Source organism: Tardiphaga sp. 619_E2_N8_4, assembly GCF_051810905.1.
Taxonomy (GTDB): domain Bacteria; phylum Pseudomonadota; class Alphaproteobacteria; order Rhizobiales; family Xanthobacteraceae; genus Tardiphaga; species Tardiphaga robiniae.
The window spans coordinates 6070359-6097071 of record NZ_JBPWQJ010000001.1; the positions used below are offsets into that span (position 1 = coordinate 6070359).

The window sequence follows — 26713 nt, forward strand, 5'->3', positions numbered from 1 at the left end:
CGGCGTCGGCATAACCTTACCGGTATGTCTGCTCGTGGTCCTGCACGGGGAGTGGTTCCATGGCGACATCGCTATTGCGGGCAGCCATGACGCCGAACAGGAGGGCCCCGCCGACGGCGCCGAGGAGTGCGCCAATGGGCATGAAGGTGAAAAACACCAGCATGGCGCTGTAGCCCTCGAAATTGCTGGTCTTGAACAATTCGACCCATGCAACGCCGGCGCCGATCCCCACGGCCGCTCCACCGAGCAAGCCCAGAACCAGACCCAGCAAGATCAGCAACGCGATTTTCATGCAGCGCCCCCACTCAATGTTTTATGCGTCAAACAATGGCGCCAGAAGGTTCAACGGCGGGCGGCGATTTCATGTGCCGGAGCCCGGGAAAGGAACGCTGCTTGGGCGGCTGCGTTTTCTCCCGATCTGCAAGGGAGATTCCCGATGACCAAGCACATCCAGCCCGTTCCCGAAGATAACTGCAGCGACAAGGGACCTGGCAGCGCGCCGAAGGTGACGCTCGATAACACCAAGGGTCATCGCGACGACGAGAAGCACAATATTCGCGAGCAGGCGGCGCACGGCAATCTCACGCAGAACACCAGCAACCGCCGGTCGGGGTGATCGCAATGCGGCGGGCGGTTTCTATATAAGAGGAATGGCCAGTAAACCCGTCGTCACCGCCCGGTTGCGCCGCGCGTCACCCGTTCTTGTCTGCAAGAAATGCCTTGGCCGCATTGATGATGGCAAGGCGCTGCGCAAATCGCTCAAGTCGGACTTGAAACGCCGCAGCGCGAAGCAGGACGTGAAAAGTCCACGCGTGGTGCTGACGAGCTGTCTTGGCATCTGCCCGAAGCGGGCCGTTGTCGTGGCGAGCGCCGCGACGTTACAGAATGGGCAGTATTTGCTGCTGTCAGGTGCGGACGCCAGCGCAGAGGCGGCGGCGATGCTGATGCCGGATCGCGTGCCCTAGACAGGGTGATCAGGCGGCCGATTTCTCCGGCAGTTCTCCCAGCGGCCGGCGTTCCATCTCTTCGCCGAAATCGATCGGATGCAGCAGCGCCTCGTGGAGCTGATGGCGATCGAGTTCGCCTTCCCAGCGGCTGATGACGATGGTGGCGACGCCGTTGCCGATCAGATTGGTGAGCGCGCGGCATTCGCTCATGAACTTGTCGATGCCGACGATGATGGCCAGTGCGGTGATCGGAATATCGGGGATGATCGACAGCGTCGCGGCCAGCGTCACGAAGCCCGCGCCGGTGACGCCCGATGCGCCCTTCGATGTCAGCATCGCCACGCCGAGCACCGCGGCCATCTGGCCGAAGGTGAGATGCGTGTTGGTGGCCTGCGCCAGAAACAGCGTAGCGAGCGTCATGTAGATATTGGTGCCGTCGAGATTGAAGCTGTAGCCGGTCGGGATCACGAGGCCGACCACGGGCTTCGATGCGCCGAGCGCTTCCATCTTGGTGATCATGCGCGGCAGCACGGTCTCGGACGACGAGGTGCCGAGCACGATCAGCAGCTCGTCCTTGATATAGCCGATGAAGCGCAGGATCGAGAAGCCGAAGGCGCGCGCGATACCGCCGAGCACCAGCAGGACGAACAGCAGCGACGCCAGATAGAAGGTGAAGATGAGATAGCCGAGATTGACGAGTGCGCCGAGGCCGAACGAGCCGATGGTGAAAGCCATCGCGCCAAAGGCGCCGATGGGCGCGAGCTGCACGATCATGCCGATGATGCGGAAGAACATCTTGCCGGCGAGATCAACGCCTTCGGCAATCTTTTCGCCGGGTTTCCCCATATGCGAGATCGCGAAGCCAGACAGGATCGCCACCAGCAGCACCTGCAGCAGATCGCCTTTGGCCAGCGAGTCGAAATAGGACGTCGGAATGATTCCCATCAGATGGGTGACGAAGCTTTCCTCCTTGGCGCGGCTGACATAGCTGGCGACGGATTTCGCGTCCAATGTGGAGGGATCGATATTGAAGCCGGCGCCGGGCTGCAGGAAGTGGCCGACCAGAAGGCCGATCAGCAGCGCAAGGGTGGAGACCGTCTCGAAATACAGCAGCGTCTTGCCGCCGATGCGGCCGACCTTGCTCATGTCGCCGATCGAGGCGATGCCGTGCACCACGGTGCAGAAGATCGCCGGTGCGATCATCATCTTGATCAGGGCAATGAAGCCGTCGCCGAGCGGCTTCAGCGCCTTGCCGGCATCCGGATAGAAGTAGCCGACGGTGACGCCGATCGCGATCGCGATCAGCACCTGGATATAGAGAATGCGATACCAGGGTTGCTTGGCCATCGTGGTTTCGTCCCTTGAAAGCGCTCATCACCATCGACAGCCGCGCGCAAAACATAGGTGCGCTGAGCTGCGGCGTAAAGTCACGCTTTGAACAGACCTGAGGTTAAAGCGCGGCGCAGCCCGGCCATGTCTCCCGCGCATGCTGCACTTGCAGTGGTGCGCGCCGGGGCCATTTAAATCTCAAAGGAAGCATCGCCATGCTTGATATCACCGCTCATCCCTTAAATGACGATTCCGCGACACCCGCCGTTGCCGCAGTGCCGAACGATGCTGCGCTGCTCGATGCCTATTCAAACGCCGTCATCGATGTCACCGAACGCGTCGGCCCCGCGGTCGTGCGGGTCGAGACCGGCGCGAGGACGCCGAATGCCCGCGAACGCGGTGGGCTGGGCTCCGGCATCGTCATCTCACCCGACGGCCTCGTCCTAACCAACAGCCATGTCGTCGGCAATTCGAAGCATATTCGCCTGCGTGACACCGAAGGCGTCGTCACCGATGCCCGCGTGCTCGGCGCCGATCCCGATACCGATCTCGCTTTGCTGCGGGCCGATGGCGCGCGCGAGTTGCGCTATGCGGGTCTTGGCAATTCAAAGAACCTGAAGCGCGGCCAGCTCGTGGTCGCGATCGGCAATCCGCTCGGCTTCGAATCCACCGTCACCGCCGGTGTCGTCTCCGCGCTCGGCCGCTCGATCCGTTCGGTAAGCGGGCGCAACATCGAGGACGTGATCCAGACCGATGCCGCGCTCAATCCGGGCAATTCCGGCGGCGCGCTGGTGTCGTCGCGCGGCGAGGTGATCGGCATCAACACCGCCATCATTCAGGGCGCGCAGGGCATCTGCTTTGCGGTCGCCAGCAACACCGCGCAATTCGTGCTGTCGGAGATCATCCGGCACGGTTATGTCCGCCGTGCCTTTATCGGCGTGTCCGGCCAGACCGCGCCGATCCCGCGCCGCCATGCGGTGCTTGCCGGTATTGAGAACACCATGGGGGCGCTGCTCGATCAGATCGATCCCGACGGTCCGGCGTTCAAGGCTGGCCTGTTGCCTGGCGATGTCGTCGTCAGTCTCGATCACGTGCCGGTGAATGGCGTCGATGATCTGATCCGCATTCTTGATCGCGACCGTATCGATCGGACGATCGAGATCGACGTGCTGCGGATGGGCCGCTTGCGTGCCATCGACATTCATCCCGTCGAACGCAAGGTGCTGGCGCGCGCGTAACCATCAGGCCTTGTGCAGCAGCGACAGCTCGGCCTTCAGGCGCAGGCTGCGCTTGCCGGCGAGGGCGGTGGCTTCGAATGCCGCGCCGCTCTCGCTGCAGCTGCCGGAAAAGCCGATGCCCACTTCATAGCCGGCGAACAGCGAACTCCCGCCGGCTGCGGGCGTGTGTTCCTGATTGACGATCTCGCCCTTCCAGCGGCTGCCGGCCGAACCATAGGCGCCGAGATAATAGAAGCGGGCGTCGCCGCCCAGAATGCGGCCGTCGAACAGCAGCATCACGCCGGTCAGCCCGTCCTCGACGCCGTCGAGGGTTTTCATGTGCAGCGAATACAGCCCGTTGGCGATGCCGCCATCGCCCACCGTGCCGGTGTCCGGGAAGTCCTCTTCGTCGAGCCGCGTCATCACGGATTCGAAGGCCGGTCCCTTGCCCTGCGCGTCGCCGCCCGTGAACCTGTAGTTCTTGCCGTCATGGATGCCACGGACGCGGATCGAACCGTCGTCGTCGCCATAGAGCGTGCGAAACTGCGAGCCCACATGATGGCGCTGGCCGTGGATCACCGCATGGATGCCGTCGTCGGCTTCCTCATAAGTGCCGATATGGGCGAAGGCGGTGTTGCCGCCCAGCATGCGGCCGTCCTTGCAATACATGACGCTGCGGCCGACCACGTCGCCCGCCCGGTAGTCGCATTTGTAGAAACCGTCGAACACTTAAAGCCACCCACTGCGCCAACGGGCACCAGTGTAGACGTTCGCGCAGTGCGATAACAGGCATTCCCGGCCGGGCATATCAGCCATCCCGTCCGCGTGACGAACGGAGGGTGGTCGCGCCGGCTGATCACGCTGTCGTCGAAGCCCAGCCCCTGGTCGCCGATTGTCGCGCGGCGGGTTTGCGGGCATGGTCGCGCCGAAATCGGGGAGGCCTATGATGCGTGTTTTACGATGGATGGTGCTGTTCATGACTGCTGCAGTCCCGGCTTTCGCCCAGCCCGCGGCCCAATCCGTCCAGACCTCGCCTGAGGTGCTGCGCGATCTCGCCCCCACCGGCAAACTCCGCGCCGCGATCAATTACGGCAATAGCGTCCTCGCGCAAAAGGGCCCGGACGGCGCGCCGCGCGGCGTCTCGGCGGATCTCGCTGCCGAACTGGCGAAGCGCCTCGGCGTGACCGTGGACTACGTGCCCTATGAAGCAGCGGGAAAAGTGTTCGAAGGCGCCAAGGCCGGCGCCTGGGATGTCGGCTTCATCGCCATCGAGCCGGTGCGCGCGCAGGAGATCATCTTCACCGCGCCCTATGTGATCATCGAGGGCACCTATATGGTCCCCGCGCATTCGCCGCTGAAGACGGTCGACGACGTCGACAAGGACGGCGTCCGGATGTCGGTCGGTCTCGGCTCGGCCTACGACCTCTATCTCACCCGCACCATCAAGCATGCCACCGTGCTGCGCGCCGATGCCGGCGGCGGCAGCGCGATGATCCGGAAGTTTCTCGACGAGAAGCTCGATGCCGCCGCCGGCGTGCGCCAGCAGCTCGATGCCTATGCCAAGGACCATCCGGAGATGCGCGTGATGTCCGGGCATTTTCAGGAGATCCAGCAAGCGATGGCCATGCCGCGCATTGCCGACAAGCCGCGCACGGCCGGCGTTGTCTATCTTGCCGCCTTCGTCGAGGAGATGAAGGCGTCGGGCTTCGTCGCCGACGCCCTGAAGCGCAGCGGCCAGGTCGCCGACGTCGCGCCACCGGCGGGGAAGTAACGTCGCGGGAGAAGCCCGCCGTCGTTCGCTCAGATGTACATGTCAAACAGCCACGCGAATTCTCTCTCGCGGGCGAAAGCCCCGAGGTGAGCTGTCGTTCTCCCCTCGAAGAGTGAGGGGAATGGAGCGCCGCAAGGCGCACCTTGGGTAGTGTCGCCACATCCGGCTCGGCTGCGACGCCTCGCCTTCTGCAGCGCAACGCCTTGCGGCGCTCCATCACGGCGATTTCTGTTCCAGGGACCGTGCTTCCGGGTACTGGGCAGGACTAATAAGTCCTCCGTTCCGGACAGGCTTTCGCCTGCCTTCACCCGCACCCGTCCAGCCGTTTCCGGCGCAGCCCCGTAGTGGGCCAGGACGGTGACCCCGGACCTCCCGAGTCCGTGCTTGCGAGGCACGTCCGCAGGAGCCGTATCCTGCTCCACTCCGAAAGCGCCCTCGAGAAGCGCCCCTCATGAGCAGGACGGATAGGGTATATAGTCTTATAGGAATGGTGTCAATTGCAGCTTCCGCAATCGTGTAAAAGAATATTATCTTATCCACTAAGGGTTGTTGTGGTGCCGAGTTACGTTAGTCTGGCAGTGCGCGTACGGCGGTCCGCCGTATGTCAGATGCAGGCAATCTTTCTGATAGGCAAACCGGAGTGCTTTTAATGTCAGCCGAGGAAAAGTACTCAACGTCTGAATCTGATCGAAGACGAGACGTCAATGCCATATTAAATTCGCAAGATCGAAAAAGAATTATAGTGGCCGGGCCCGGGACGGGTAAAACATTCCTATTCAAAGAGCTGCTCAAGGATGGGAGAAAAAAGGCGCTAACGCTCACTTTCGTAAATTCGCTTGTCGAAGACCTAGCGCTAGAATTGCACGGTTTGTCTGAAGTCCGGACGTTACACGGCTTTGCGCGAAGCATCCTGTCCCAAGCGACGGGTAGCGTCGCAGTGTTTCCGCTGCTCTCAAACGTGATTCGCGAAGATCTCAAGGTTAGCGAAGGCGTCGAGGTGAACTTTGATTCTGTGTTTAATAACAGAGAAGACAATCACCAGAGCATACCATTCTACAAATCCAGAAAAGACTTCTATGGCCACAACGGTCATACGGATCTGGTTTATGCAGCTGCGTTGTTTCTTGAAAAGAATCCAAAAAGGATCCCAGCTTACGATTGGGTCTTGGTTGACGAATTCCAAGATTTCAATGCGCTTGAAGTCTCGCTCATAAATCTTCTAGCAAATAAAAACCAAATCTTGGTCGCTGGTGACGATGATCAGGCGCTGTATTATTTCAAAGAGGCAAGCCCCCATCACATTAGGGATCGCTACCATCAAAAAATCGATAAATACACGTCGTTCAATTTATCCCATTGCAGTAGGTGCACTAGGGTAATTGTTGATGCATTCAATGACGTAGTTAAAGAGGCGGTGAAGGCTGGATTTCTTAAACAGCGAATAGATAAGCGCTTCGTGTATTTTGAAGAGAAGAGGAAGAATATTGATTCTGATAAATATCAAAAGCTAGTTCATTTATCGGTTCATAGTAGCCAAATCCCGTACGCCATAGGGAACGAGCTCGACGTTATCGCCTCCAATCTTACCGAACAATTCTCGGTCCTAGTAATTGCGCCGACAAAAAATCAGTGCCGAAGTATAGCAAAGAGTCTGAGCCGCAAGGGCTTTCGTAATGTGTCTTTCGTCGACAGAGAGCAGAAGAAAGAGCCGGATTTGCTTGATGGAGTGCTGTTGCTGCTGAACGATAAAAACAGCAATCTCGGGTGGAGGGTGGTGGCAAAATCACAATTGCCGGAGGCAGATTTCAATAGGGTGATTCGAGAATCTATCGGCGATCCCGCTAAACGCTTTCAGGACATCGTTGATCCCGCTTATAGAAAACGAGTCAAAAAATTACTCTCGGGAGTAAGAAAAGTCGCGAAGGGACGAGAAATCTCGGCCGTCGATTTTCAGGACGTGCTTGACGAGTTTGGGCTTGACCCTGCTGAAATCGCCAAAAAAGATCTGCACGGAAAACTGCAAACTCCCCCTGAAGCAGCTGGAATTGCTGGATTACGCGATCTTCCATTGAAAGTGACCACGATTCCCGGCGCGAAGGGGTTGTCAGAAGATTACGTATTCATGGTGCATTTTGACGATCGATTTTATCTGGACAAAGATGATGGCATAACAGACCAAAACATATGCAATCTTTTGGTTGCTCTTACCCGGGCCAGAAAATGTATCTACTTGATCTCATGCCAGCCAGGCCAGCCGAAGTTCTTGAATTGGATATCAAAGGATCGGATTGAGGCGAGGAATCTCCGCGGGGAAAGGTAGATCTGCATCAATTCTGTATCTTGCTTGAGGCCCATAGGTCTCTCTCGATGGCATTCCTTACGTCGCGGAAAAGATTTGGTTTGAAGTTGTTGTATCGTCGAGCGCGTGGCCACTTGTCCGATGTAACTCTTACTTCATCCAAGTTTTCAATCGGGTCGGCGGGTAATTCGTAATCGACTCCGTCGACGAGTATAATTGGTAGTAGCTTTTTGTCTTTTTGCATGGCGTGATACACACGGTGAGCGCCATCAATTACGGTGTACTTGCCGTCGTGGCTGCGCTCCACAATGGGAAGTAGGTAGGGCCAAGGCGACCCTTCGAAGAATCCCATTGTCGGAAAGTTATGTTTAGCCAGCAGAGCTTCTAAGATGCCAATCCGAAAAAGTTTGAATCTTTCCATGTTCTTCGAAAGAAACCGTAGTTGATCAATCTCAATCTCTTCGAGTCGAAACTTGGCGTTTTTGTAAGCGGGAATTTCTCGTCGAAGTACGTTTTCTACGTACTGGATGTCAATTGGCTTGATAGAAGGTACGCGCGCTGCTTCGTGTCTTGCTCTACTCCATTCTTGATCAAAGAAAGTAGTGAGTGCGGCTAGCACGCCTGTCTCATGCGGAGAACTTAGTTTCAAACCGTGCAACGTCGGGCTTCGTTCTATTGAAATAAGAGTGGCCTTCTCTGTGTTTGCGGATGCCAACGTCCCCCGAATTCCAATGTTGTTCTTTGTAGTGGCAACGGTCGCGCCTGTGGCTCTCGCTGCGCTTTTTCTCATTTCGAACGGCATGTCTGTCTCGTCTTCGTGCTCGCAAAGTACACGAATCTCCCGATGCTCTAGTGAAGCATATAGAAGGCCCACCTGCAGCTCACGGACCCATGACGAGCCGCCCGAGAATATATGAATCGGCCCTTTCGACGTAATAATGAGTTCGAGGGAAGCCTGCAAAATAGCTTCCCGATTTCCAGGAAGCCTCGAAATTCCGCTTCCCCTATTTTCGTCGTCGATCGCAACCACGGGGGCAGAATAATGCGCATAGTCGTCAAAGAACGCCTTATTGCTTCTCAATATTTCCTTTGTCAGGCTGAATGGAAATCGTTCAACTTCCAACCCTTGATTCAAGAGATGTAACTCACCTCTACCGCAAATACTCGGATTTGGGTCAATGGTCCCGATGTACACTCGTTTTATGCCGCTATTCCCAACACGAACCGCACATGGGATCTTTCCTGTCCCGCGCCGCGTGCACGGTTCTAGCGTTACGAAAAGAGTTTTATCGCGTAGATCTATACCTTCATTTTCTGCTTTTTGAAAAAGGAGAAACTCAGCATGTCCACCGCTCTCGTTTTCACCCCGGTGGGCGCGCAATAATATATTTCCGTCTTCGTCAGCTAGAACAGCGCCAACGCGCGGGTGATTTCGATCATCTTCGGCATGAGATTTATGTGCTTCCTCCATCGCTTCGCGCATCAGATGTAACTTCAAGGCGTCGTTCATTCGACTGTCCAATTCGATGCGCGCGGTATAACGGAGAATAGTATACGACATCGCTTAGGGGGCAACTCAATCCTGCCTAGTCACCGCTTCTTCCATCCACCCCGATGCCCCGGCGCGCCGCCGGTTGATCTTGGCGCGGGGCCAAACTCCGGTCCGGACTCGCGGCTGTTCTTCGGCTGGAAAATCTTGCTCTCGGTGCCCGGTCCCATTTCGTCCAGCGTCGGCTTGCGCGGGCGTTCCACCTCTTTGCCGCGCGCGGGCTTCACTTCATGCCAGTTCGCGATGCCCATCTCGTCGAGCCCGGGCTTGTGCACTTTCGACGAGGCGCCGCCCGCTGATGAACTCTTGCCGTATTTGCCACGCGCCTTGCCTTGCGCGGCCTTGTCCAGGCGCGCGGGCAGGTTGGCGGCGTCGCCGTATTTCTTCTCGCCTTTGTAACCGCCGCCGCGTGCGGCGACGCCGCGCTGCTTGACGGTGGGGTCGTCGACGACGGCGAGTTCGGTGGCGCGCAGGCGCTTGACCTCGTCGCGCAGGCGGGCGGCTTCCTCGAAGTTCAGGTCGGCGGCAGCCTCGCGCATCCGCACTTCCAGATCGGCCAGCACGGCTTCGAAATTGTGCCCGATGGTGATGGCGTCTTCTGCCATGCCGCCACCGATATCCACCAGCACGCGGTCGCCTTCATAGACCGAGTTCATGATGTCGCCGATCGACTTCTTCACGCTTTCCGGCGTGATGCCGTGCAGCGTATTGTATTCCACCTGCTTCTCGCGGCGGCGATCGGTTTCGGCGATGGCGCGGGTCATCGAGCCGGTCATCTGGTCGGCATAGAGAATGACGCGGCCATCGACATTGCGCGCGGCGCGGCCGATGGTCTGGATCAGCGACGTTTCCGAGCGCAAAAAGCCTTCCTTGTCGGCGTCGAGCACGGCGACCAGCGCGCATTCGGGAATGTCGAGACCTTCGCGGAGGAGATTGATGCCGACCAGCGCATCGAAGGCGCCGAGGCGCAGGTCGCGGATGATCTCGATGCGCTCGATAGTGTCGATGTCCGAGTGCATGTAGCGCACGCGAATGCCCTGCTCATGCAGGAACTCTGTCAGGTCTTCCGCCATGCGCTTGGTCAGCACGGTGATCAGCGAACGATAGCCCTGGGCTGCGGTGGCGCGGACCTCGCCGAGCAGATCGTCGACCTGGGTGCGGGCCGGGCGAATGTTGATCGGCGGATCGATCAGGCCGGTGGGGCGAATGACCTGCTCGACGAACACGCCGCCGGATTCCTGCAGCTCCCAGCCGGACGGTGTCGCTGATACCGCGATCGATTGAGGGCGCATCATGTCCCATTCCTCGAAACGCAGCGGGCGGTTGTCCATGCAGGAGGGCAGGCGGAAACCGTATTCCGCCAGCGTCGCCTTGCGGCGAAAGTCGCCCTTGAACATGGCGCCGATCTGCGGCACCGACACGTGGCTTTCGTCGGCGAAGACCAGCGCATTGTCCGGCACATATTCGAACAGGGTCGGCGGCGGCTCGCCCGGCCGGCGGCCAGTAAGATAGCGCGAATAGTTCTCGATGCCGGCGCAGGAGCCGGTGGCTTCCATCATTTCGAGATCGAAGGTGGTGCGCTGCTCCAGCCGCTGCGCTTCGAGCAGGCGGCCCTGATTGTGCAGCTGGTCGAGCCGCCACTTCAGCTCTTCCTTGATCGACTTCATCGCCTGGATCAGCGTCGGCCGCGGCGTCACGTAATGCGAATTGGCGTAGATCTTGATGAATTCGAGCTCGTCCTGCTTGTGGCCGGTGAGCGGATCGAACTCCTCGATGCTCTCGACGGTGTCGCCGAACAGGTTCACGCGCCAGGCGCGGTCTTCATAGTGGGCCGGGAAGATGTCGATGACGTCGCCGCGCACGCGGAAGGTGCCGCGCGTGAAATCATGCTGGGTGCGCTTGTATTGCAAAGCGACGAGGTCGGCGATGAGCTGGCGCTGGTCGATGCGCTCGTCCTTCTTCAGCGCGAAGGTCATCGCGGTATAGGTTTCCACCGAACCGATACCGTAGATGCACGACACCGACGCCACGATGATGACGTCGTCGCGCTCGAGCAGGGCGCGCGTCGCCGAATGGCGCATGCGGTCGATCTGCTCGTTGATGGACGAGTCTTTCTCGATATAGGTGTCGGTGCGCGGGACGTAGGCTTCCGGCTGGTAGTAGTCGTAATAGCTGACGAAATATTCGACGGCGTTGTCGGGGAAGAAGCTCTTGAACTCGCCATAGAGCTGCGCGGCCAGCGTCTTGTTTGGCGCGAGGATGATCGCCGGGCGCTGCGTTGCCTCGATCACCTTGGCCATGGTGTAGGTCTTGCCCGAACCGGTGACGCCGAGCAGAACCTGGGTGCGATCGTTGCGGTCGATGCCCTCGACCAGTTCCTTGATCGCGGTGGGCTGGTCGCCCTTCGGCTCATATTCCGATTTCAGCTCGAAGCGCACGCCGCCTTCGGATTTCTCCGGGCGCGGCGGACGATGCGGCGTCCACACTTTCTGGTCCTTGAACTCCGGACGGCCGTCGCGCACCAGCGCTTCCAGCGCATCGGCGGTGGCCTGCACGCCCAGCGCCTCCATCTTGTTGCGCGGCGGCCGTGCCATGGCAGCGGCATCATCTTCCTCGGTGGCGAAGCCGAGCTGCTTGGCGAGTTCCGGATCCAGCGTCGGGATCGAGGCCGAGGTGTTGTAATTGGCCTGCGGCGCTTCCTCGAGACCCTTTTGCTCGCTCAGTCGCGGCGCATAGGGCGCGACCACGGGCTGGGGAAACGGCTGCAATGGCGTCGGGCGCATTCCCTCGTCGCCCTCGAATTTCTTCGGCGTCGATTTGCGCGCACGATGCACCGCCGCCTCGCCGCCGGAGCGGCGCTCGAAGGAATTACTCGGCGGCGGCTGCAGCCCGGTGCCCGAGCCCATGCCGGCATCGCCGCGATTGATCGCGGGATTCAGCAGTTCCGCCAGCGCAGGCCCGATCGGCTTGACGTCGGGACGGCCGGCGCCAGGCTTGGCGGCGGGGGTCTTGATTGATTTTGCGGGCTTTTTCGGAGAGTCGGGTTTCTTCGCCATGGGCGGAATATGGGGCGAGTCCGGTGGCGATAAAAGGGCCCTACTTGAGCAGCTTCAACAGCTTCTTGCCCGCCGGCGTTGCGAATTCTCTGGCGTCGATGGTGCCGTCATTATCGGGGTTTGCCGCGCGGAACCGGGTTTCCACCACGGCGAGATATTCCGCTCTGTCGAGCGTGCCGTCATTGTCCGGATTGGCGGCAGCGAACTCGCCCTTGCTCAGCCGTCCACGCAGCTCCCGGGCGTCCAGCGTGCCGTCCTTGTCGCGGTCGAGCTTGTCGAACAATTTGCCGGCGGCCGCCTTCGCCTCGGTGAGGTCGACGGTGCCATCCTTGTCGGGATCGAGCTGCGCCAGGAAAGAGGCGGCCTGCGCCGGCACCAGCGCGGCAAGAGGTATTGCGAGGGATAGCAAAACCGTGCGGCGTGTGGTCATGATCATCTCCCTTGGCATACTCTATGTTTCAATCAGGATGCGTCATTCGGATTCCGGGTTCAACACTCAAATCCGGCGATGCGGCCGAGGTCTGCGAGGGATTGCCATGCGTGTGATGCCAACAATATTGCTGTGCACTGCAATAGGATTTGCAACAGCGCCGTGCCTCGCCCAGTCCAGGGACGCCGAGCCGGCCACGAAGGGGCTGAACGAATCGGTGCTGAAGACGCTGCCGTTTTCCGACCGCGCCGATTTCGACGATGCCAAACGCGGCTTCATCGCCACGCTGCCGGATGGCGTGATCGCAGGTCCGGACGGCAGGCCGGCATGGGACACCAAGCCCTATGCGTTCCTGCAAAACGACGCCGTGCCGGCGACCGTCAATCCCAGCCTGTGGCGACAGGCGCAGCTCAACGCGATCAACGGCCTCTTCAAGGTCACCGAGCGCGTTTATCAAGTGCGCGGGCTCGATATTTCCAACATGACCATCATCGAGGGCGACAGCGGCCTGATCCTGATCGATCCGCTGCTGTCGAACGAGACCGCAAAAGCCGCGCTCGAACTTTATCTGAAGAATCGGCCTGCGAAGCCCGTCGCCGCCGTGATCTACACCCACAGCCATGCCGATCACTTCGGCGGCGCCAAGGGCGTCATCAGCGAGAACGACGCCAGGCAGGGCAAGGTCAAGGTGATCGCGCCCGACGGCTTCATGGAGCATGCGGTGGCGGAGAACGTCATTGCCGGCAATGCGATGTCGCGCCGCGCGCAATACCAGTTCGGCAGCACACTGCCGGTCGGTGAGCGCGCCCAGGTCGATACGGGGTTGGGCAAGGCATTGGCGCGGGGGACGATCTCGCTGATCCCCCCAAACGACCTCATCAAGCAGTCCTATGAGACGCGCATCGTCGATGGCGTCGAGATCGAATTTCATCTGGTGCCGGGCTCGGAAGCCCCAAGCGAGATGATCTTGTATTTTCCGCAGTTCAAATTGCTGAACATGGCGGAAGATGCCACCCACAACATGCATAATCTCTACACCATCCGCGGCGCGGAAATTCGCGATGGCCGGTTGTGGTCGCGCTACATCGGCGAGGCGATCGCGCGCTACGGCGACAGGACGGATATCGTGATCGCACAGCATCACTGGCCGATGTGGGGCAACGAGCGCATCGTCAATTTTCTCAAGAAACAGCGCGATCTCTACAAATTCATCCACGACCAGGCCGTGCGGTTGCTCAACCACGGCCTCACATCAACCGAGATTGCGGAGCAATTGAAACTGCCGCTGTCGCTGGCGAACGATTGGGCGTCGCGCGGCTATTACGGTACCCTGAGCCACAATGCCAAGGCGGTCTATCAATTCTATCTTGGCTGGTATGACGCCAATCCCGCGGACCTCAATCCGTTGCCGCGCGCAGAGGAAGCGAAGAAGCAGATCGAATACATGGGCGGTGCGGACGCCACGATCAAACGCGCGCGCGAGGATTTCAAGGCAGGGCAATATCGCTGGGTCGCCAGCGTGATGAGTCGGGTCGTGTTCGCCGATCCGTCGAACAAGGAGGCGCGCGATCTCGGTGCCGATGCGCTCGAACAGTTGGGCTATCAGAGCGAGGCGGCGACGTGGCGGAATGCTTATCTGCTCGGCGCACTGGAACTGCGCAGCGGCGTCGGGCCGCAGAGATCGTCGCTGGCGAACGCCGAGCTGCTCAAGGGCGTATCCATCGATCTGGCCTTCGATTTTCTCGGGGTGCGGCTCAACGCGACGAAGGCAGAAGGCAAGAAGATCGTCATCAACTGGACCTTCACCGATCTCAATGAAACCTATGTGATGAACCTGGAGAATTCAGCACTGACGCATATGTCGGGCAAACTTTCGGACAACGCCGACGCCAGCGTGACGCTGACCCGCGCAGCGCTCGACGCTATCACGCTGAAGCAGCGCACCTTTGCGGACAGTGTGGCCGCCGGGGAGACATCGCTCAGCGGCAATCCGCTCAAGCTGCGCGAATTGTTCGGTCTGCTGGACGAATTCTCACCGGGATTCGAGATCGTGGAACCGAAGAAAGTGCGCGCGGAATAGAACCTGGCACGACGGCAAAAGCGCGTTCCCGCCCGATGGTTGATCGGGAGAGACGCTATTTCAACTTGATGACGTTTGACGATGTCGTTCTCCGGCGAGGTCGTCCAGTGGGGGCCCGATCGCGGTCTCACAGGGGCCAGACCTGCAGGGCCAGCCTCATCAAACCTATCCGGCGACCGGTTACGCCCGCAGGCGCTTGAGCGATTCGGGCAGGCGCGCATCGACCCAGGTGCCGATGTCGCGCTGGTGGCGATGGACATACAGCCCCAGCGCAATGATGCCGATGCCGATCAGCGACAGCGCGAACGGGAACAGCATTGAATCCTTGAAGATCTTCTCGGCGAGGTCGCCGAGATAGATCGCAATGCCGATGGTGCCGAACACCGCGAACACCCGTCGCGACAGCGCGACCGAGATTAGCAGGAAGCCGACGTTCAGCAGGCAGTATAGCGCCTTGTCGAGATTGGTGCCGTTCGACGTGGCGGTGATGCCGCCCCAGAAGGTCAGCACGCCGAACAGGTAAAGCCAGAATGCGAAATCGCCGCTGCGCTGGCGCAAGTTGACGATCACCGCAGCAACCAGAATGCCAAGGCCGAACCAGATGGACACCTTGCGCGATAGTTCCCAGTTGCCGTAACCCGCGCCCGCGATCCACGGCACGACGTCCATCGACAGAAACCACAGCGCCACCGCCATGATGAACACGATGAACGGAAAGCGATAGAACCGCAGCGCCACGATTGCCGCGGCGATGGTCGCCAGCTCCATGAAGACGAAGCTGCCTTTGATCCAGACATAGAAATCGCGCATCGCCGCCGGCTTGCCGAATTCGGTCCAGGCACCGTAGGCGTCCTGTATGCCGAACACGGCCAGCGGCGTCATCGCCACGGCCACCGCAATCAGCAGTCCGCCCGGCGTGCGCAGTTTCTTGACCGTCCAGAGATAGTGACCGGCTGCGGTGAACAGGCCGGCATAGACCAGGGCAGTGGCGGTCAGCGCCGGTCCGCCCATCTGCGAAAACGCCAGCGTCGAGAACAGCCCCATGGCTGATATCACCACCAGCGCGCCTGCATACCAGAGCAAATGCACGACATCGAATTTGGGACCGGCCGCCGGCTGCTCCGGCACCCGCGCCGTGAGGAAAGTCAGCAGGGCGTCGAGCTGCGTGGAAGGAAGCACGCCGGCTGTGACAGCCGCGCGCAGATCATCGGTCGAATATCGCATGCACTCTCTCCGCAACGCGCCATTCGACGCCGCAAGATGGATCGATCAGGTCACAAGGAATAGGCTGCAGGGACACCATGTCCGCCGCCGTGTCACGCCCTTTGTCGAACGCAGCGACTGATACGTTCAATGGGCGGCTATAGGTTCGAAGGATGACTGCGAGAGCTCACAAAGCTCTTGCCGCATTGCCCTTGAACAGGATCGGCCCCGTCGGTCTTCCGATCGGCGAGCCGCCTTCTGGCTCCAGCGTGATCTCGAACAACTGATCTGCGACCGTATCCGGCAATGCTTCCAGATCGAGCTGCAATGTCCGCGACTGTCCGGTGAGACCGATGGACTTCGGGCCGATGTCGCGATCCCACAGGGTCCAGACCTGCAGCGTGCGGCCGGCGGGTACGTCGATCGGGCGCAGCGGGATCAGTTCGACGCGGCCGTCGGAGAAGGTGTTGACGATGGCGCCGGTTTCCCTGGTGGCGTCGTTGACCAGCACGGCGACATAGATCGGCTTGCGCTGCGCCAGCGCGATCAGTTCGCGGCGGAGCTGGCGCGACGTTGCGAGCGCGCCGATCAGGATCACCACCAGCATCAAGGCCGCGAACACGCCGCCGATCCCGGTGCCGCGCCAGAAGCCGATATTGTCCCACAGCGTTGCGCCGCACAGCGCGGCGCGGGCGCCGGGCAGCGGGATCGCCGGTTTCACCTTGGTGGAGTCGGCGATGCGGTCCCACAGTGCAGCGCTGGGGGCGAGCGCTTCGGCTGTGGCGTCGAGATCGGCCAATCGCTCGCGCCAGGTGCTGACGGCCCTGGCGAAATCGGCATCGTCGGTCATGCGCGCTTCGGCAGCGGCGAGCTCGGTGCCTTCCAGCAGGCCCATGACATAGTCGGCGGCGAGATCGTCGGTGGAATGCGTGTTGTCGTCGTGCATGCTCATCCCATGCACTCCTGCAGTGCGAACAGACTGCGGCGGACCCAGCTCTTCACGGTGCCCAAGGGCACCTTCAGCCGGCCGGCCAGTTCGCCGTGGCTCATGCCGTGGACATAGGCCAGCACCACGACATCGCGGCGCGGACGGTCGATACGCTCCAGGCATTTGCGCAGCGCCGATGTCTCGGGCATCCGCGTCACGGTCGCCTCGCAGTCGATATCGAGCGCACTGTCGTCGGACGCGTCATAGCGATGCTCGTTGCGGTGAATGCTGAGCGCGCGGTTGCGCACGACGGCATAGAGCCAGCCTCGCGCCGAGCCGCGATGCGGATCGAACGACGCGGCCGCGCCCCAGATCCGCACGAAGGCATCGTGCACGGCTTCCTCCGCCAGATCCTGCCGGAACAGGATGCGGCGGGCGACGCCGATCATCTTCGGGGCTTCGCTGTTGTAGATCATCTGCAGAGCCGCCCGGTCGCCGGCGGCGCATCGCGCCAGCGCAGCCGACAGCTGTGCCTCGCGCGCGTGGTCGAGGCCCGCTTCGTGGCGCCGGGTCTCGGTGATGGTGCCATTCCCAGTCATGTCCATGCCCTTGCATGGTCAGTCTACCTTTGCCGCACGCAATTGGATGCACCCAAATGAATTTATTTTCAGGGGCGTGCATCCAGTTGGGAGGGCCCGCCGGTAGTCCTTGTGTCGGTCCCGAGGGGATCGCGGAAACACAGGGAGCCACTTATGTCATTTCGTTCGCTTTTCGCCGCCTCTGCAGCATTGCTGCTGATCCCCGCGGCCGCCGCCAATGCTGCCCAGGTTGCAGCCCTGGTCGGTGGCGACACCATCGCCATGGTCGATACCACCAAGAAGATGGCGGCCGGATCCGTCAAGGTCACTGGTATATCCGGCGCGCTGGTCGGCATCGACGTCCGTCCCGCCGATGGCATGCTCTATGGGGTGGTCGATGACGGCACGATCGTCACCATCGCCGCGGACGGCAAGGCGACGGTGAAGTCGAAGCTCGACACCATGCTGGCCAAGGGCGTCACCGCCACCGTCGACTTCAACCCCGTGGCCGATCGTCTGCGCGTGATGGGCTCGGACGGCATGAGCCTGCGTGCCAATGTCGACGACGGCAAGGTGACAAAGGACGGCGATCACAAATATGCCGAGACCGACATGCACAAGGGCGAGAAGCCCAATGTCATCGCTGGCGCCTACACCAATTCGGTGAAGGGCACCAAGGAGACCGCGCTGTTCAATATCGATGGCACCATCGGTGCGCTGGTCAAGCAGGCGCCGCCGAATGACGGCATCCTCGGCGCGGTCGGCAAGCTCGGTATCAAGCCGGCAGCTGTCGCCTTCGACATCTGGTCGGACGGCAGCAAGAACGAAGCCTGGCTGATGGCCGATGGCACGCTCTATTCGGTCGATCTCGCCACTGGCAACGCGACCGAAGCCGCCAAGATCTCCGGCGTCACCGGCAAGGTGACGGATATCGCGATCATGGGCATGTAAGCTTCAGTCGATCACTTCTATCACGATGCTGCGCTCGCAAGGGCGCGGCATCTCTATTTTCCGATTCCCAGATACGGTTTGATCATATCGACCATCTTCTCGGCAGAGGTGCCGGGCGGAAAGAAGCCGAGATATTTTCCGTCGCGGTCCATCAGATAGACGAAGGCGGAGTGATCGACGGTGTAGTCGGCCGGTCTGTCGTCGAAGTCGATGCGCTTGTAATAAACGCGATAGGCTTCGGCGGCGGCATGAATCGCGGCAGTGCTGCCAGTCAGGCCGATCAGCTTCGGGTGAAACATCGGCACATATTGCGCCAGTTGCTCCCGCGTGTCGCGCTCGGGATCCAGAGTGATGAAGAGCGGCTGCACATGAGCGGCGTCAGCGCCAAGCCGGTCCATCGCCAGTCCGATGGCTTGCAGGTCAGTCGGGCAGATGTCCGGACAATAGGTGAAACCGAAATACACGAGCAACAGCTGGCCGCGATAGTCGCGCTCGCTGCGGGCTTGACCCGACTGGTCGATAAGCTGGAACGCGTCGCCGATCGGCTCGCGATTCCACATCACTGCGTCCATCAATTCGGCTGCCGAACGGGACGACCCCTGCGCTGAGGCGGGCGCCGCACTCCAGCACCCGAGCCACAGCGCAGCCATGGCGGCTATGCCGGTCCGGTACCAGAAGGCGCGTGCGGCGCGCGAGGTCACGCGCTGAAGGTCAGGCGGCTGCCGGTCGAGACGTTGATGACGTTGTCCGGCATCTGCGCGCGCGCCTCGAGCAGGAAGTTCAGGCCGCTGCAATGCATCGGGATGACCACATCGGGCTCGAGCTTCTTGATCTCGCCGACGATTTGCTTGAGGTAGTCGGCAGGGGCCGGGCCGAGGTGGAAGCCGCCAACGACGGCATGCACCTTCTGCACGCCCGATATCTCCTGCGCCTGCCGCACCGAATTGACGATGCCGACATGGCCGCAGGAGCTGATCACCACCAGTCCCTTGCCACGGATGTTGAAGCAGGTGGCGTGTTCATGGACGTGTTCGTCCGGTGCAAAATTGCCCTGCAGTTCGGCGGCGGTGTAATGGCCATAGTCGCAGCCTGCGCTATCCGGCTTGTAGTCCACGAAGGTGTTCGGCAGTACGCGCTCGACGCTGTTACGCTTGATCTTGCCTGTTGTGAAAGCATGGCCCTCGATGACCGTCGGGGTTTCGCAGAGTACGGTCTGCACCTTCTGCGCGGCGATCTGCTTGCGGTCGAGGATGCCGCCTTCGCCGAACTGGCCGGTCGATGCGCGGCTGACGCGGTGGCAGAAATTATCCTCGCCGCCGGCATAGAGCTTGATGTCGGGTGGCAATACGCTGCGATATTGCTCGAGGAAGCCGATCAGTCCACCGTAATGGTCGATGTGACCGTGGCTGACGATCAGCGCGTTGAGCGAGGCCGGGTCGACCTTGAGCAGCCCGATATTGTTGATGATCGCCGGCGAGGTATAGCCGAAATCGAGCAGGATATTACGCTTGTCCTGCTCACGCTGCGATTCCAGAAACAGCGACAGGCCCCACTCATTGTGCAGCACGTTGCGCGCATCCGCGCTGCGGGCCGGTCCTGGCCCCTCATGCACCACGCCATTTACCGTGCTGCCGCGCAGGAATTGATCGTGCTGCTGATCGACGAGCACGCGGATCGAGAGCCGATCGACCGTCGGCACCTGGATCGGCGCCGCGTTGGCAACCTCCACGCAGGAAAATCCGGCCGCAGCCATGCCAGCAAAGGCTGCCGAGGTCTTGAGAAAGTCGCGGCGGCGGATATCTGCGGTCATGGCATGTCTCCCAGAAATCATCCGCCTGTGCGGAGTTTCCGTTTGATAACAGACCGGATGCGCCACTGGCAGAAAATGATCTTTCGAAGATCATCGGAGGCGGAGCAAATTGCATTGACTTGATCCGATGATCCGGCAACATTTCATGCAGTCGCATTCAATCGGCCTTCGGTCGGGTTTGCGGGTTGCCTCATCACGCAAAACGGATTGAACGATGATCGATCTCTATTACTGGAGCACGCCGAACGGCCACAAGATCACGATCTTTCTTGAGGAGACGGGGCTCTCCTACAAGATCATTCCGGTGAATATCAGCAAGGGTGACCAGTTCAAGGACGAGTTTCTGTCCATCGCGCCGAACAACCGCATTCCGGCGCTGCTCGATCATGCGCCCAAGAGCGGCTCGAAACCGATCTCGGTGTTCGAGTCCGGCGCGATGTTGATGTATCTCGCCGAGAAGATCGGGAGGTTCCTGTCCGATGATCTCGCTGTGCGCTATGATGCGATCCAGTGGGTGTTCTGGCAGATGGGCGGCCTTGGCCCGATGGCCGGACAGAACCATCACTTCCGCAATTACGCGCAGGAAAAGATCACTTACGCCATCGATCGCTATGTGAACGAGACCAACCGGCTTTATGGCGTGCTCAACAAGCGCCTCGCGGACCGCAAATTCATCGCCGGCGACTATTCGATTGCCGATATGGCGAGCTATCCCTGGATCGTGCCCTACAAGAACCAGGGCCAGGACATCAACGACTTCCCGCATCTCAAGCGCTGGCTCGAAACCATCGCCGAGCGGCCGGCGGTCAAGCGTGCTTACGAGATCGCCAAAGAGGTCAATCCGAATTTCGGCCAGCCGCCGATCCGCACCGACGAAGAGCGCAAGCTGCTGTTCGGCCAGACCTCGGCTGTGGTGAAGAGTTAGCTCAGAATTACGAGAAGCAATCATGGCGCTGCAACTGTTCGAACTGGTCGGCACCGAAGAAGATCGTCCCTTCAGCCCGTTCTGCTGGCGCATCCGGATGGCGCTGGCACATAAGGGCCTCGACGCCACATCGATCCCGTGGCGCTTCACCGAGAAGGACGCGATCAATAAGCACAAATCCGACAAGGTGCCGGTGCTGCTCGATGGTGAGCGCGCGGTCAACGACTCCTGGGCGATCGCCAATTATCTCGAAGACACCTATCCGGATCGTCCGTCACTGTTCGGCGGCGAGGGCGGCCGCGCCATGGCGCGGATGCTGAACTGGTGGGGCGACACGGTCGTGGTCGCCGGCATGTTTCCGTTCATCGTCGCGGATATTCATGGTCATCTGCGTCCGGTCGATCAGGCCTATTTCCGCGAGAGCCGCGAAGCGCGGTTCAAGAAGTCGCTGGAAGAGGTCGCATCCAATCGCGACACGGGCGTAGATGCCTTCCGCAAGTCGCTTGATCCGATGCGCCTCACCCTGAAGACGCAGCCGTTCCTTGGTGGTGCCGCGCCGAACTATGCCGACTACATCGTGTTCGGCCCGTTCCAGTGGGCGCGTGCGATCTCGCCGTTCAAGCTGCTGGCGGAAGACGACGCGATCTATGCATGGCGCGAAAAAATGCTTGATGCTTTTAACGGCATGGCGCGGAACTCGGCGGGCTATCCGGTCTGAGTTCCACTCTCTACGGGCGATGAATTGAGCAATCGCTGGTATTCATGTCCGCATACCAGCGTTGTTTCGGTGGTGCTTGGTGCCTTCGTGAAAATCCAAGGATATTCCCTGTAACTCTCGCTATAAGGGAATACCTCAACGATTCACGCTGTCTCACGCGCCAAGGTCTCTATGTCCGTTCCGCCTACCAATCTCGCCGACGATGCCGTGATGTTCGATCTTGCCCCGGTCTCGCTCTGGATCGAGGACTACAGCGATGTGAAGGGGCTGTTCGAACAGTGGCAGGCGCAGGGCGTCGACGACATCGAGACATTCCTGCTCGCTAATCCCGAACGGGTCCGTGAGTGCTCGCAGCACATCCGCATTCTCAAGGTCAATCGCAAGACGCTGTCACTGTTCGGCGCGCGCGACCTGTCTCACCTGACGCTCAGTCTCGGCCTGGTGATGCGCGACGATACGTTCAAGAGTCATGTGTCGGAACTGGCCCAGCTCTGGAGCGGCCGCAATCATTTTTCCAGCCATACGGTCAACTACACGCTGAAGGGCGAGCGCCTCGACATCCAGCTGCACGGCATTGTTCTGCCCGGGCATGAAGAGCGCTGGGATCGCGTGATGATCGCCATCGAGGATGTGACCGAACGTGAAGGCGCGCGTCGTCGCCTCGCGGAGAGCGAGAATTATGCGTTCGGCCTGTTCGCGCATTCGCCGGTGTCGCTGTGGGTCGAGGATTTCAGCGGCGTCAAGCGCCTGGTGGACGACGTTCGCGCGCGCGGCATCGAGGATTTTCGCGTGTTCACGGATGTGCACGAGGAATTCGTTTTGCGCTGCATGAGCGAGATCCGTGTGCTCGATGTCAACAGTCGTACGCTGGAATTGTTCGGCGCGCCCGACAAGGACACGTTGCTCCGTCAATTGTCGGATGTGTTTCGCGACGAGATGGAGCCGCATTTCCGCGAACAGTTGATTGACCTGTGGGAGGGCAAGCTGTTCCAGCAACGCGAGGTCGTCAACTACGCGCTCGATGGCACCAAGCTGCATCTGCTGCTGCAGTTCTCGGTGTTGCCCGGGCATGAGCGCGACTGGTCACAGGTGCAGGTCGCGCTGACCGACATCACCGCGCGCAAGAAGGCGGAAGCCTATCTGGAATATCTCGGCACCCACGACGTATTGACGCGCACGACGAACCGCTCGTTCTTCGTGGACGAACTCAACCGGCTCGAACGCAAGGGATCGCAACCGGTCACCGTGATCGTTGCCGATCTTAACGCGCTGAAGACTGCCAATGACGATCTTGGCCATGCCGCCGGCGACGGGTTGCTGCGCCGGGCCGGTGAAGTGTTTGGCGAACTGGTCGAAAAGCCGGCTACGGTGTCGCGGATCGGCGGCGACGAATTCGCCATCTTGCTGCCCGGAGTGGATGCCGTCGGCGGCGAGGCGGTGCTTGCCTCGCTGGCGCGGCTGATCGAGGTCAACAACCAGTACTATCCGGATCTGACGCTGAGCCTCTCCACCGGGATTGCCACCAGCCGGACCGGCGAGCGGCTCGAAGCCGTGGTCAAGCGCGCCGATATGGAAATGCTGCAGGCCAAACGCAGCTACTATGCGCAACCCGATCGTGACCGGCGCAGCGCGGGCATGGTGTAGGCAAGCTGCGGGAGCCGATGCGCAATCGCGCGCCCTGCGGATCAGGCACGTCCGTCAGGTCGTGGCGTGCACCGCCGCTGCCCTGGCGCGCAGGCAATCGCGGCACAGGCAATCGCCGCCTGTGGTCGGCATCGGCAGTTTCGCGGTCTCCTCGGCGCACCAGCAATTGCCCGACAGGTCGCAGCCGAATTCAGTCCCGCAGTCCGAACAGGTGAGGCGGCGGCTGAGCGGCTGTGCAGTTTCTGTGCGATAATTCATGAAAGCAGCCCAAATTTCAGCGCGATTTTCATGCCGGGTTCATCTGTTCCACCCGTATATCGGGTGTGGCGCCTGTGACGGCCAGATGCATCATAGGACGAAGGCAGAGTGAGGGAAACCCGATGGCCCGCGACCCGCAAGGTGCGCTGATCGCGTTGAATCGCTTCGGCTTCGGCGCGCGGGGTGGCGCCTCCGGCGACATCGTCAATGCGGCCTCCGATCCCCGCGGCTTCGTGAAGGCCGAACTGGCGCGCCCCAATGCGGCGCTGCTGGAATTGCCGGGTCTGCAATCGACGACGGAGCTGGGGCAGGCGATGTTTGCCTATCAGCTCGAGGTGAAGACGGCGCGCGAGGCGGCGCTGAAGACGCCGGAGCTGGTGCCGGTTGAAGCGCAGCCGGCTGCGATGGACAGGAAGCCGGAAGCTCCCGCGATGACCGGCAACACCACCATGACAGTGCAGCCTGACGCACCGAAGCCGCCGCCGGCCGTCGCGCTGCCGCCGAATGTGGTGCAGAAGACCTATCGTGCAGAAGCGCTGGCGCGGATCCAGCGCGCGACCATTACCGAGGGTGGCTTTGTCGAACGCCTCGTCGTGTTCTGGTCGAACCATTTCTGCATCTCGGCCAGCAAGGGCGACCCGGCGCGGATGTGGGCTGGCTCCTTCGAACGCGAGGCGATCCGCCCCTATGTGCTGGGCAAATTTGCCGACATGCTGAAAGCCGTCGAACAGCATCCGGCGATGCTGTTCTTTCTCGACAACCAGCAATCGATCGGCCCGGCTTCGAAAGCCGGTGAGAGGGGCAAGCGCGGCCTCAATGAAAATCTCGCGCGCGAAATCATGGAGCTGCATACGCTCGGCGTCGGCGGTGGTTACACGCAGGCCGATGTGACGTCGCTGGCGCGCATCATCACCGGCTGGACCTTTGCCGGCCGCGAAGGAAAGATCGGCACGCCCGGCAGTTTTGCCTTCAACGCCAATGCGCATGAACCGGGGCCGCAGCAATTGCTGGGCAAGACCTATGACGACACCGGCGTGGCGCAAGGCGAAGCCGCGCTCGCCGATCTCGCACGCCATCCATCGGCGGCGACATTCATCGCCAGGAAATTCGCGCAGCATTTCGTGGCTGATGCGCCGCCGCCGGCACTGCTGGCGCGGCTGGAAGGGGTGTTCAAAAAGACCGACGGCGATCTGAAGGCGCTGGCGCTGGCGCTGCTCGATTCCAATGAAGCCTGGCAGATGCCGATGGCCAAGCTGCGCACGCCCTATGAATATCTTATCTCCACCGGCCGCCTGCTGGCGCGCATCCCCGAAGATCCCGGCCGTTACTTTGCGGGACTGCAGACGCTTGGCCAGCCGCTCTGGACACCGCCGGGGCCGAACGGCTTTCCGGACGGCAATGCCGCCTGGGCCGTGCCCGAAGGCATGAAGCTGCGGCTCGATCTCGCCGCACAGGTTTCGTCGCGCATCCCCGACAGTATCGATCCGCGTGAGATGCTCGACGTGGTCGCCGGCGAGGCGGCCTCATCCGAAACACGACAGACGATCGCGCGCGCGGAGACGCGGCAGCAGGCTCTGACGCTGCTGCTGATGTCACCGGAATTTCAGAGGAGATGACGATGGACTGCTGTGAAAGCCGCATGCTCGGCCCCACACGCCGCTCGCTTCTGTTATCAGGCGCGGCCTTTGCCGCCTGGGCCTATCTGCCGAAATTCGCTAGGGCCGCCGACGCGCGCGATCCGCGCCTGATCGTGGTGATCCTGCGCGGCGCGCTCGATGGTCTGGCCACCGTCGCGCCGCTCGGCGATCCCGATTATGCCGGTCTGCACGGCTCGATCGCGCTGGCGAAGGATGGCCCGAACGCAGCCATCGCGCTGGACTCGTTCTTCGGCATGCATCCAGCGATGCCGGAATTTGCGCGGATGTATGGCGACAAGAAAGCCGCCGTGGTCCATGCGGTGGCGACGTCCTATCGCGAACGTTCGCATTTCGACGGCCAGGACGTGCTGGAGAGCGGCTATGCCGGCCCCGGCCGCGTGCAGTCGGGCTGGCTCAATCGCGCCATTGAATCGTTGCCGCGTGGCGAACGCGTCTCGTCCGGTCTTGCGATCGGACCGACCACGCCGCTGGTGCTGCGCGGCGCCGCGCCGACCGTCGGATGGGCGCCGGTCAATCTGCCCAATGCGGCCGATGATACAGCGATGCGGCTGATGCAACTCTATCAGGACCGCGATCCCGCTTTGGCGACGGCCCTGTCGCAGGGCCTGAAGCTCGACAAGATCGCCGTTGGCGATGAGATGAAACCGAAGGGCGGCGGAAATGCCGTAGCGGCGATGCGCCAGGTCGCACGCGGCGCGGCGAAGCTGATGGCTGCCGATGATGGCCCGCGCATCGCGGCGCTCGCCTTCGATGGATGGGACACCCATGCGCAGGAAGGCGGGCCGGTCGGGCGCCTCGCGCAATTGCTCGGCGGTCTCGATGGCGCACTGGCGGAATTCGAGAGCGGGCTTGGGCCGCATTGGCGCGACACGGTGGTGGTCGTGGCCACGGAGTTCGGCCGCACCGCCAAGATCAACGGCACTGCCGGCACCGACCACGGTACCGGCACGATCGCGTTGCTTGCGGGTGGTGCGGTCAAGGGCGGCCGGGTGATTGCGGACTGGCCCGGCCTTGCGAATGGCAAGCTCTATGAAGCCCGCGATCTCGCGCCAACCACGGATCTGCGCGCGATCTTCAAGGGCGTGCTGCACGATCATCTCGGCATCAGCGAGCGTGCACTGGCCGAGCAGGTGTTTCCTGACAGTGCGCTGGTGAAGCCGGCGAAAGGATTGGTGGCTTAACCGACGGCTAGAGGGAGCTCTTACTTTCCCCTCTCCCCCAGCGCAGCGAAGCTGCGCGCAGTGGGAGAGGGTGCCTGAGCGAAGCGAAGGCGGGAAGGGTCTGGCCGCAAGCACGACAGGGCCCTCTCCCGTCTCGACCGCTGTCGCGGTCGATCCACCCTCTCCCGCGGCGCGCGGCGTT

24 protein-coding genes are annotated in these 26713 nt (G+C 61.1%); 12 read left to right on the forward strand and 12 right to left on the reverse strand.

The features are described from left to right. Positions 1-16: 16 nt before the first annotated feature. On the reverse strand, positions 17-292 hold the full coding sequence (locus AB8A23_RS28865; protein WP_439057360.1) for a hypothetical protein: 276 nt from the start codon (positions 290-292) through the stop codon (positions 17-19). Positions 293-436: 144 nt separating this feature from the next. On the opposite strand from AB8A23_RS28865, the gene AB8A23_RS28870 reads away from it, so the two are divergent. After that, the gene (locus AB8A23_RS28870) at positions 437-616 is read left to right on the forward strand and encodes a hypothetical protein (protein WP_089261775.1); all 180 of its coding nucleotides are present in this window, start codon (positions 437-439) and stop codon (positions 614-616) included. A gap of 34 nt (positions 617-650) precedes the next feature. Further along, entirely contained in the window at positions 651-965 is a 315-nt protein-coding gene (locus AB8A23_RS28875) for a (2Fe-2S) ferredoxin domain-containing protein (RefSeq protein WP_439057361.1), read from the forward strand. A gap of 9 nt (positions 966-974) precedes the next feature. Here AB8A23_RS28875 and AB8A23_RS28880 read toward each other — a convergent pair whose 3' ends face one another. After that, positions 975-2294, reverse strand: coding sequence for a dicarboxylate/amino acid:cation symporter (locus tag AB8A23_RS28880; protein ID WP_089261771.1), 1320 nt, complete (start codon positions 2292-2294; stop codon positions 975-977). 197 nt (positions 2295-2491) lie between these two features. Between AB8A23_RS28880 and AB8A23_RS28885 the strand changes: the two genes are divergently transcribed. Continuing rightward, positions 2492-3514 (forward strand): S1C family serine protease, encoded by a 1023-nt coding sequence (locus tag AB8A23_RS28885; protein WP_439057362.1) that lies wholly within the window; start codon positions 2492-2494, stop codon positions 3512-3514. A gap of 3 nt (positions 3515-3517) precedes the next feature. On the opposite strand, the gene AB8A23_RS28890 is transcribed toward AB8A23_RS28885, so the two are convergent. Further along, entirely contained in the window at positions 3518-4222 is a 705-nt protein-coding gene (locus AB8A23_RS28890; RefSeq protein ID WP_309947265.1) for a GrlR family regulatory protein, read from the reverse strand. 217 nt (positions 4223-4439) lie between these two features. Between AB8A23_RS28890 and AB8A23_RS28895 the strand changes: the two genes are divergently transcribed. After that, positions 4440-5264: a transporter substrate-binding domain-containing protein gene (locus tag AB8A23_RS28895; RefSeq protein ID WP_439057363.1), complete on the forward strand. Its 825-nt coding sequence runs from the start codon at positions 4440-4442 to the stop codon at positions 5262-5264. A 649-nt stretch (positions 5265-5913) separates the two neighbouring features. After that, complete coding sequence (locus tag AB8A23_RS28900) at positions 5914-7584, forward strand: UvrD-helicase domain-containing protein (RefSeq protein ID WP_439057364.1); 1671 nt, start codon at positions 5914-5916, stop codon at positions 7582-7584. A 7-nt stretch (positions 7585-7591) separates the two neighbouring features. Here the strand turns inward: AB8A23_RS28900 and AB8A23_RS28905 are convergent, their stop codons facing one another. From AB8A23_RS28905 to AB8A23_RS28915, 3 genes are all read right to left on the reverse strand, one after another. Beyond that, positions 7592-9073 (reverse strand): deaminase, encoded by a 1482-nt coding sequence (locus AB8A23_RS28905; RefSeq protein WP_439057365.1) that lies wholly within the window; start codon positions 9071-9073, stop codon positions 7592-7594. Positions 9074-9153: 80 nt separating this feature from the next. After that, complete coding sequence (uvrB, locus tag AB8A23_RS28910) at positions 9154-12168, reverse strand: excinuclease ABC subunit UvrB (RefSeq protein WP_439057366.1); 3015 nt, start codon at positions 12166-12168, stop codon at positions 9154-9156. Between the two features lie 40 nt (positions 12169-12208). After that, positions 12209-12598 carry an EF-hand domain-containing protein gene (locus AB8A23_RS28915; protein ID WP_374725692.1) on the reverse strand — a complete coding sequence of 130 codons (390 nt, stop codon included), beginning with the start codon at positions 12596-12598 and terminating at the stop codon, positions 12209-12211. Positions 12599-12713: 115 nt separating this feature from the next. On the opposite strand from AB8A23_RS28915, the gene AB8A23_RS28920 reads away from it, so the two are divergent. Further along, positions 12714-14678 (forward strand): alkyl/aryl-sulfatase, encoded by a 1965-nt coding sequence (locus tag AB8A23_RS28920; protein ID WP_309947987.1) that lies wholly within the window; start codon positions 12714-12716, stop codon positions 14676-14678. A gap of 180 nt (positions 14679-14858) precedes the next feature. On the opposite strand, the gene AB8A23_RS28925 is transcribed toward AB8A23_RS28920, so the two are convergent. The 3 genes from AB8A23_RS28925 to AB8A23_RS28935 form a co-directional block, all read right to left on the reverse strand. Beyond that, positions 14859-15902: a hypothetical protein gene (locus tag AB8A23_RS28925; protein WP_439057367.1), complete on the reverse strand. Its 1044-nt coding sequence runs from the start codon at positions 15900-15902 to the stop codon at positions 14859-14861. A gap of 166 nt (positions 15903-16068) precedes the next feature. Next, positions 16069-16833 (reverse strand): anti-sigma factor, encoded by a 765-nt coding sequence (locus tag AB8A23_RS28930; protein WP_439057368.1) that lies wholly within the window; start codon positions 16831-16833, stop codon positions 16069-16071. Continuing rightward, positions 16830-17408 (reverse strand): sigma-70 family RNA polymerase sigma factor, encoded by a 579-nt coding sequence (locus AB8A23_RS28935; RefSeq protein ID WP_439057369.1) that lies wholly within the window; start codon positions 17406-17408, stop codon positions 16830-16832. The genes AB8A23_RS28930 and AB8A23_RS28935 overlap by 4 nt, the downstream gene beginning before the upstream one ends. 153 nt (positions 17409-17561) lie before the next feature. On the opposite strand from AB8A23_RS28935, the gene AB8A23_RS28940 reads away from it, so the two are divergent. After that, complete coding sequence (locus AB8A23_RS28940) at positions 17562-18338, forward strand: DUF4394 domain-containing protein (RefSeq protein WP_439057370.1); 777 nt, start codon at positions 17562-17564, stop codon at positions 18336-18338. A gap of 53 nt (positions 18339-18391) precedes the next feature. Here the strand turns inward: AB8A23_RS28940 and AB8A23_RS28945 are convergent, their stop codons facing one another. Beyond that, positions 18392-18988 (reverse strand): SCO family protein, encoded by a 597-nt coding sequence (locus AB8A23_RS28945; protein ID WP_439060432.1) that lies wholly within the window; start codon positions 18986-18988, stop codon positions 18392-18394. Positions 18989-19035: 47 nt separating this feature from the next. Further along, positions 19036-20148 carry an MBL fold metallo-hydrolase gene (locus tag AB8A23_RS28950; protein ID WP_089261748.1) on the reverse strand — a complete coding sequence of 371 codons (1113 nt, stop codon included), beginning with the start codon at positions 20146-20148 and terminating at the stop codon, positions 19036-19038. Between the two features lie 214 nt (positions 20149-20362). On the opposite strand from AB8A23_RS28950, the gene AB8A23_RS28955 reads away from it, so the two are divergent. From AB8A23_RS28955 to AB8A23_RS28965, 3 genes are all read left to right on the forward strand, one after another. Next, the gene (locus AB8A23_RS28955) at positions 20363-21073 is read left to right on the forward strand and encodes a glutathione binding-like protein (protein WP_309947280.1); all 711 of its coding nucleotides are present in this window, start codon (positions 20363-20365) and stop codon (positions 21071-21073) included. Between the two features lie 22 nt (positions 21074-21095). Next, positions 21096-21791: a glutathione S-transferase family protein gene (locus AB8A23_RS28960; protein WP_309947282.1), complete on the forward strand. Its 696-nt coding sequence runs from the start codon at positions 21096-21098 to the stop codon at positions 21789-21791. A 171-nt stretch (positions 21792-21962) separates the two neighbouring features. Next, complete coding sequence (locus tag AB8A23_RS28965; RefSeq protein WP_309947283.1) at positions 21963-23435, forward strand: sensor domain-containing diguanylate cyclase; 1473 nt, start codon at positions 21963-21965, stop codon at positions 23433-23435. A 54-nt stretch (positions 23436-23489) separates the two neighbouring features. Here the strand turns inward: AB8A23_RS28965 and AB8A23_RS28970 are convergent, their stop codons facing one another. Further along, a complete protein-coding gene (locus AB8A23_RS28970) occupies positions 23490-23693 on the reverse strand; it encodes a hypothetical protein (protein ID WP_309947285.1) in 204 nt (67 codons plus the stop codon). A 122-nt stretch (positions 23694-23815) separates the two neighbouring features. On the opposite strand from AB8A23_RS28970, the gene AB8A23_RS28975 reads away from it, so the two are divergent. Together AB8A23_RS28975 and AB8A23_RS28980 are read left to right on the forward strand one after the other, a co-directional pair. Further along, positions 23816-25309, forward strand: coding sequence for a DUF1800 domain-containing protein (locus tag AB8A23_RS28975; RefSeq protein ID WP_439057371.1), 1494 nt, complete (start codon positions 23816-23818; stop codon positions 25307-25309). Beyond that, positions 25306-26532 carry a DUF1501 domain-containing protein gene (locus tag AB8A23_RS28980; RefSeq protein ID WP_439057372.1) on the forward strand — a complete coding sequence of 409 codons (1227 nt, stop codon included), beginning with the start codon at positions 25306-25308 and terminating at the stop codon, positions 26530-26532. The genes AB8A23_RS28975 and AB8A23_RS28980 overlap by 4 nt, the downstream gene beginning before the upstream one ends. Positions 26533-26713 lie beyond the last annotated feature (181 nt).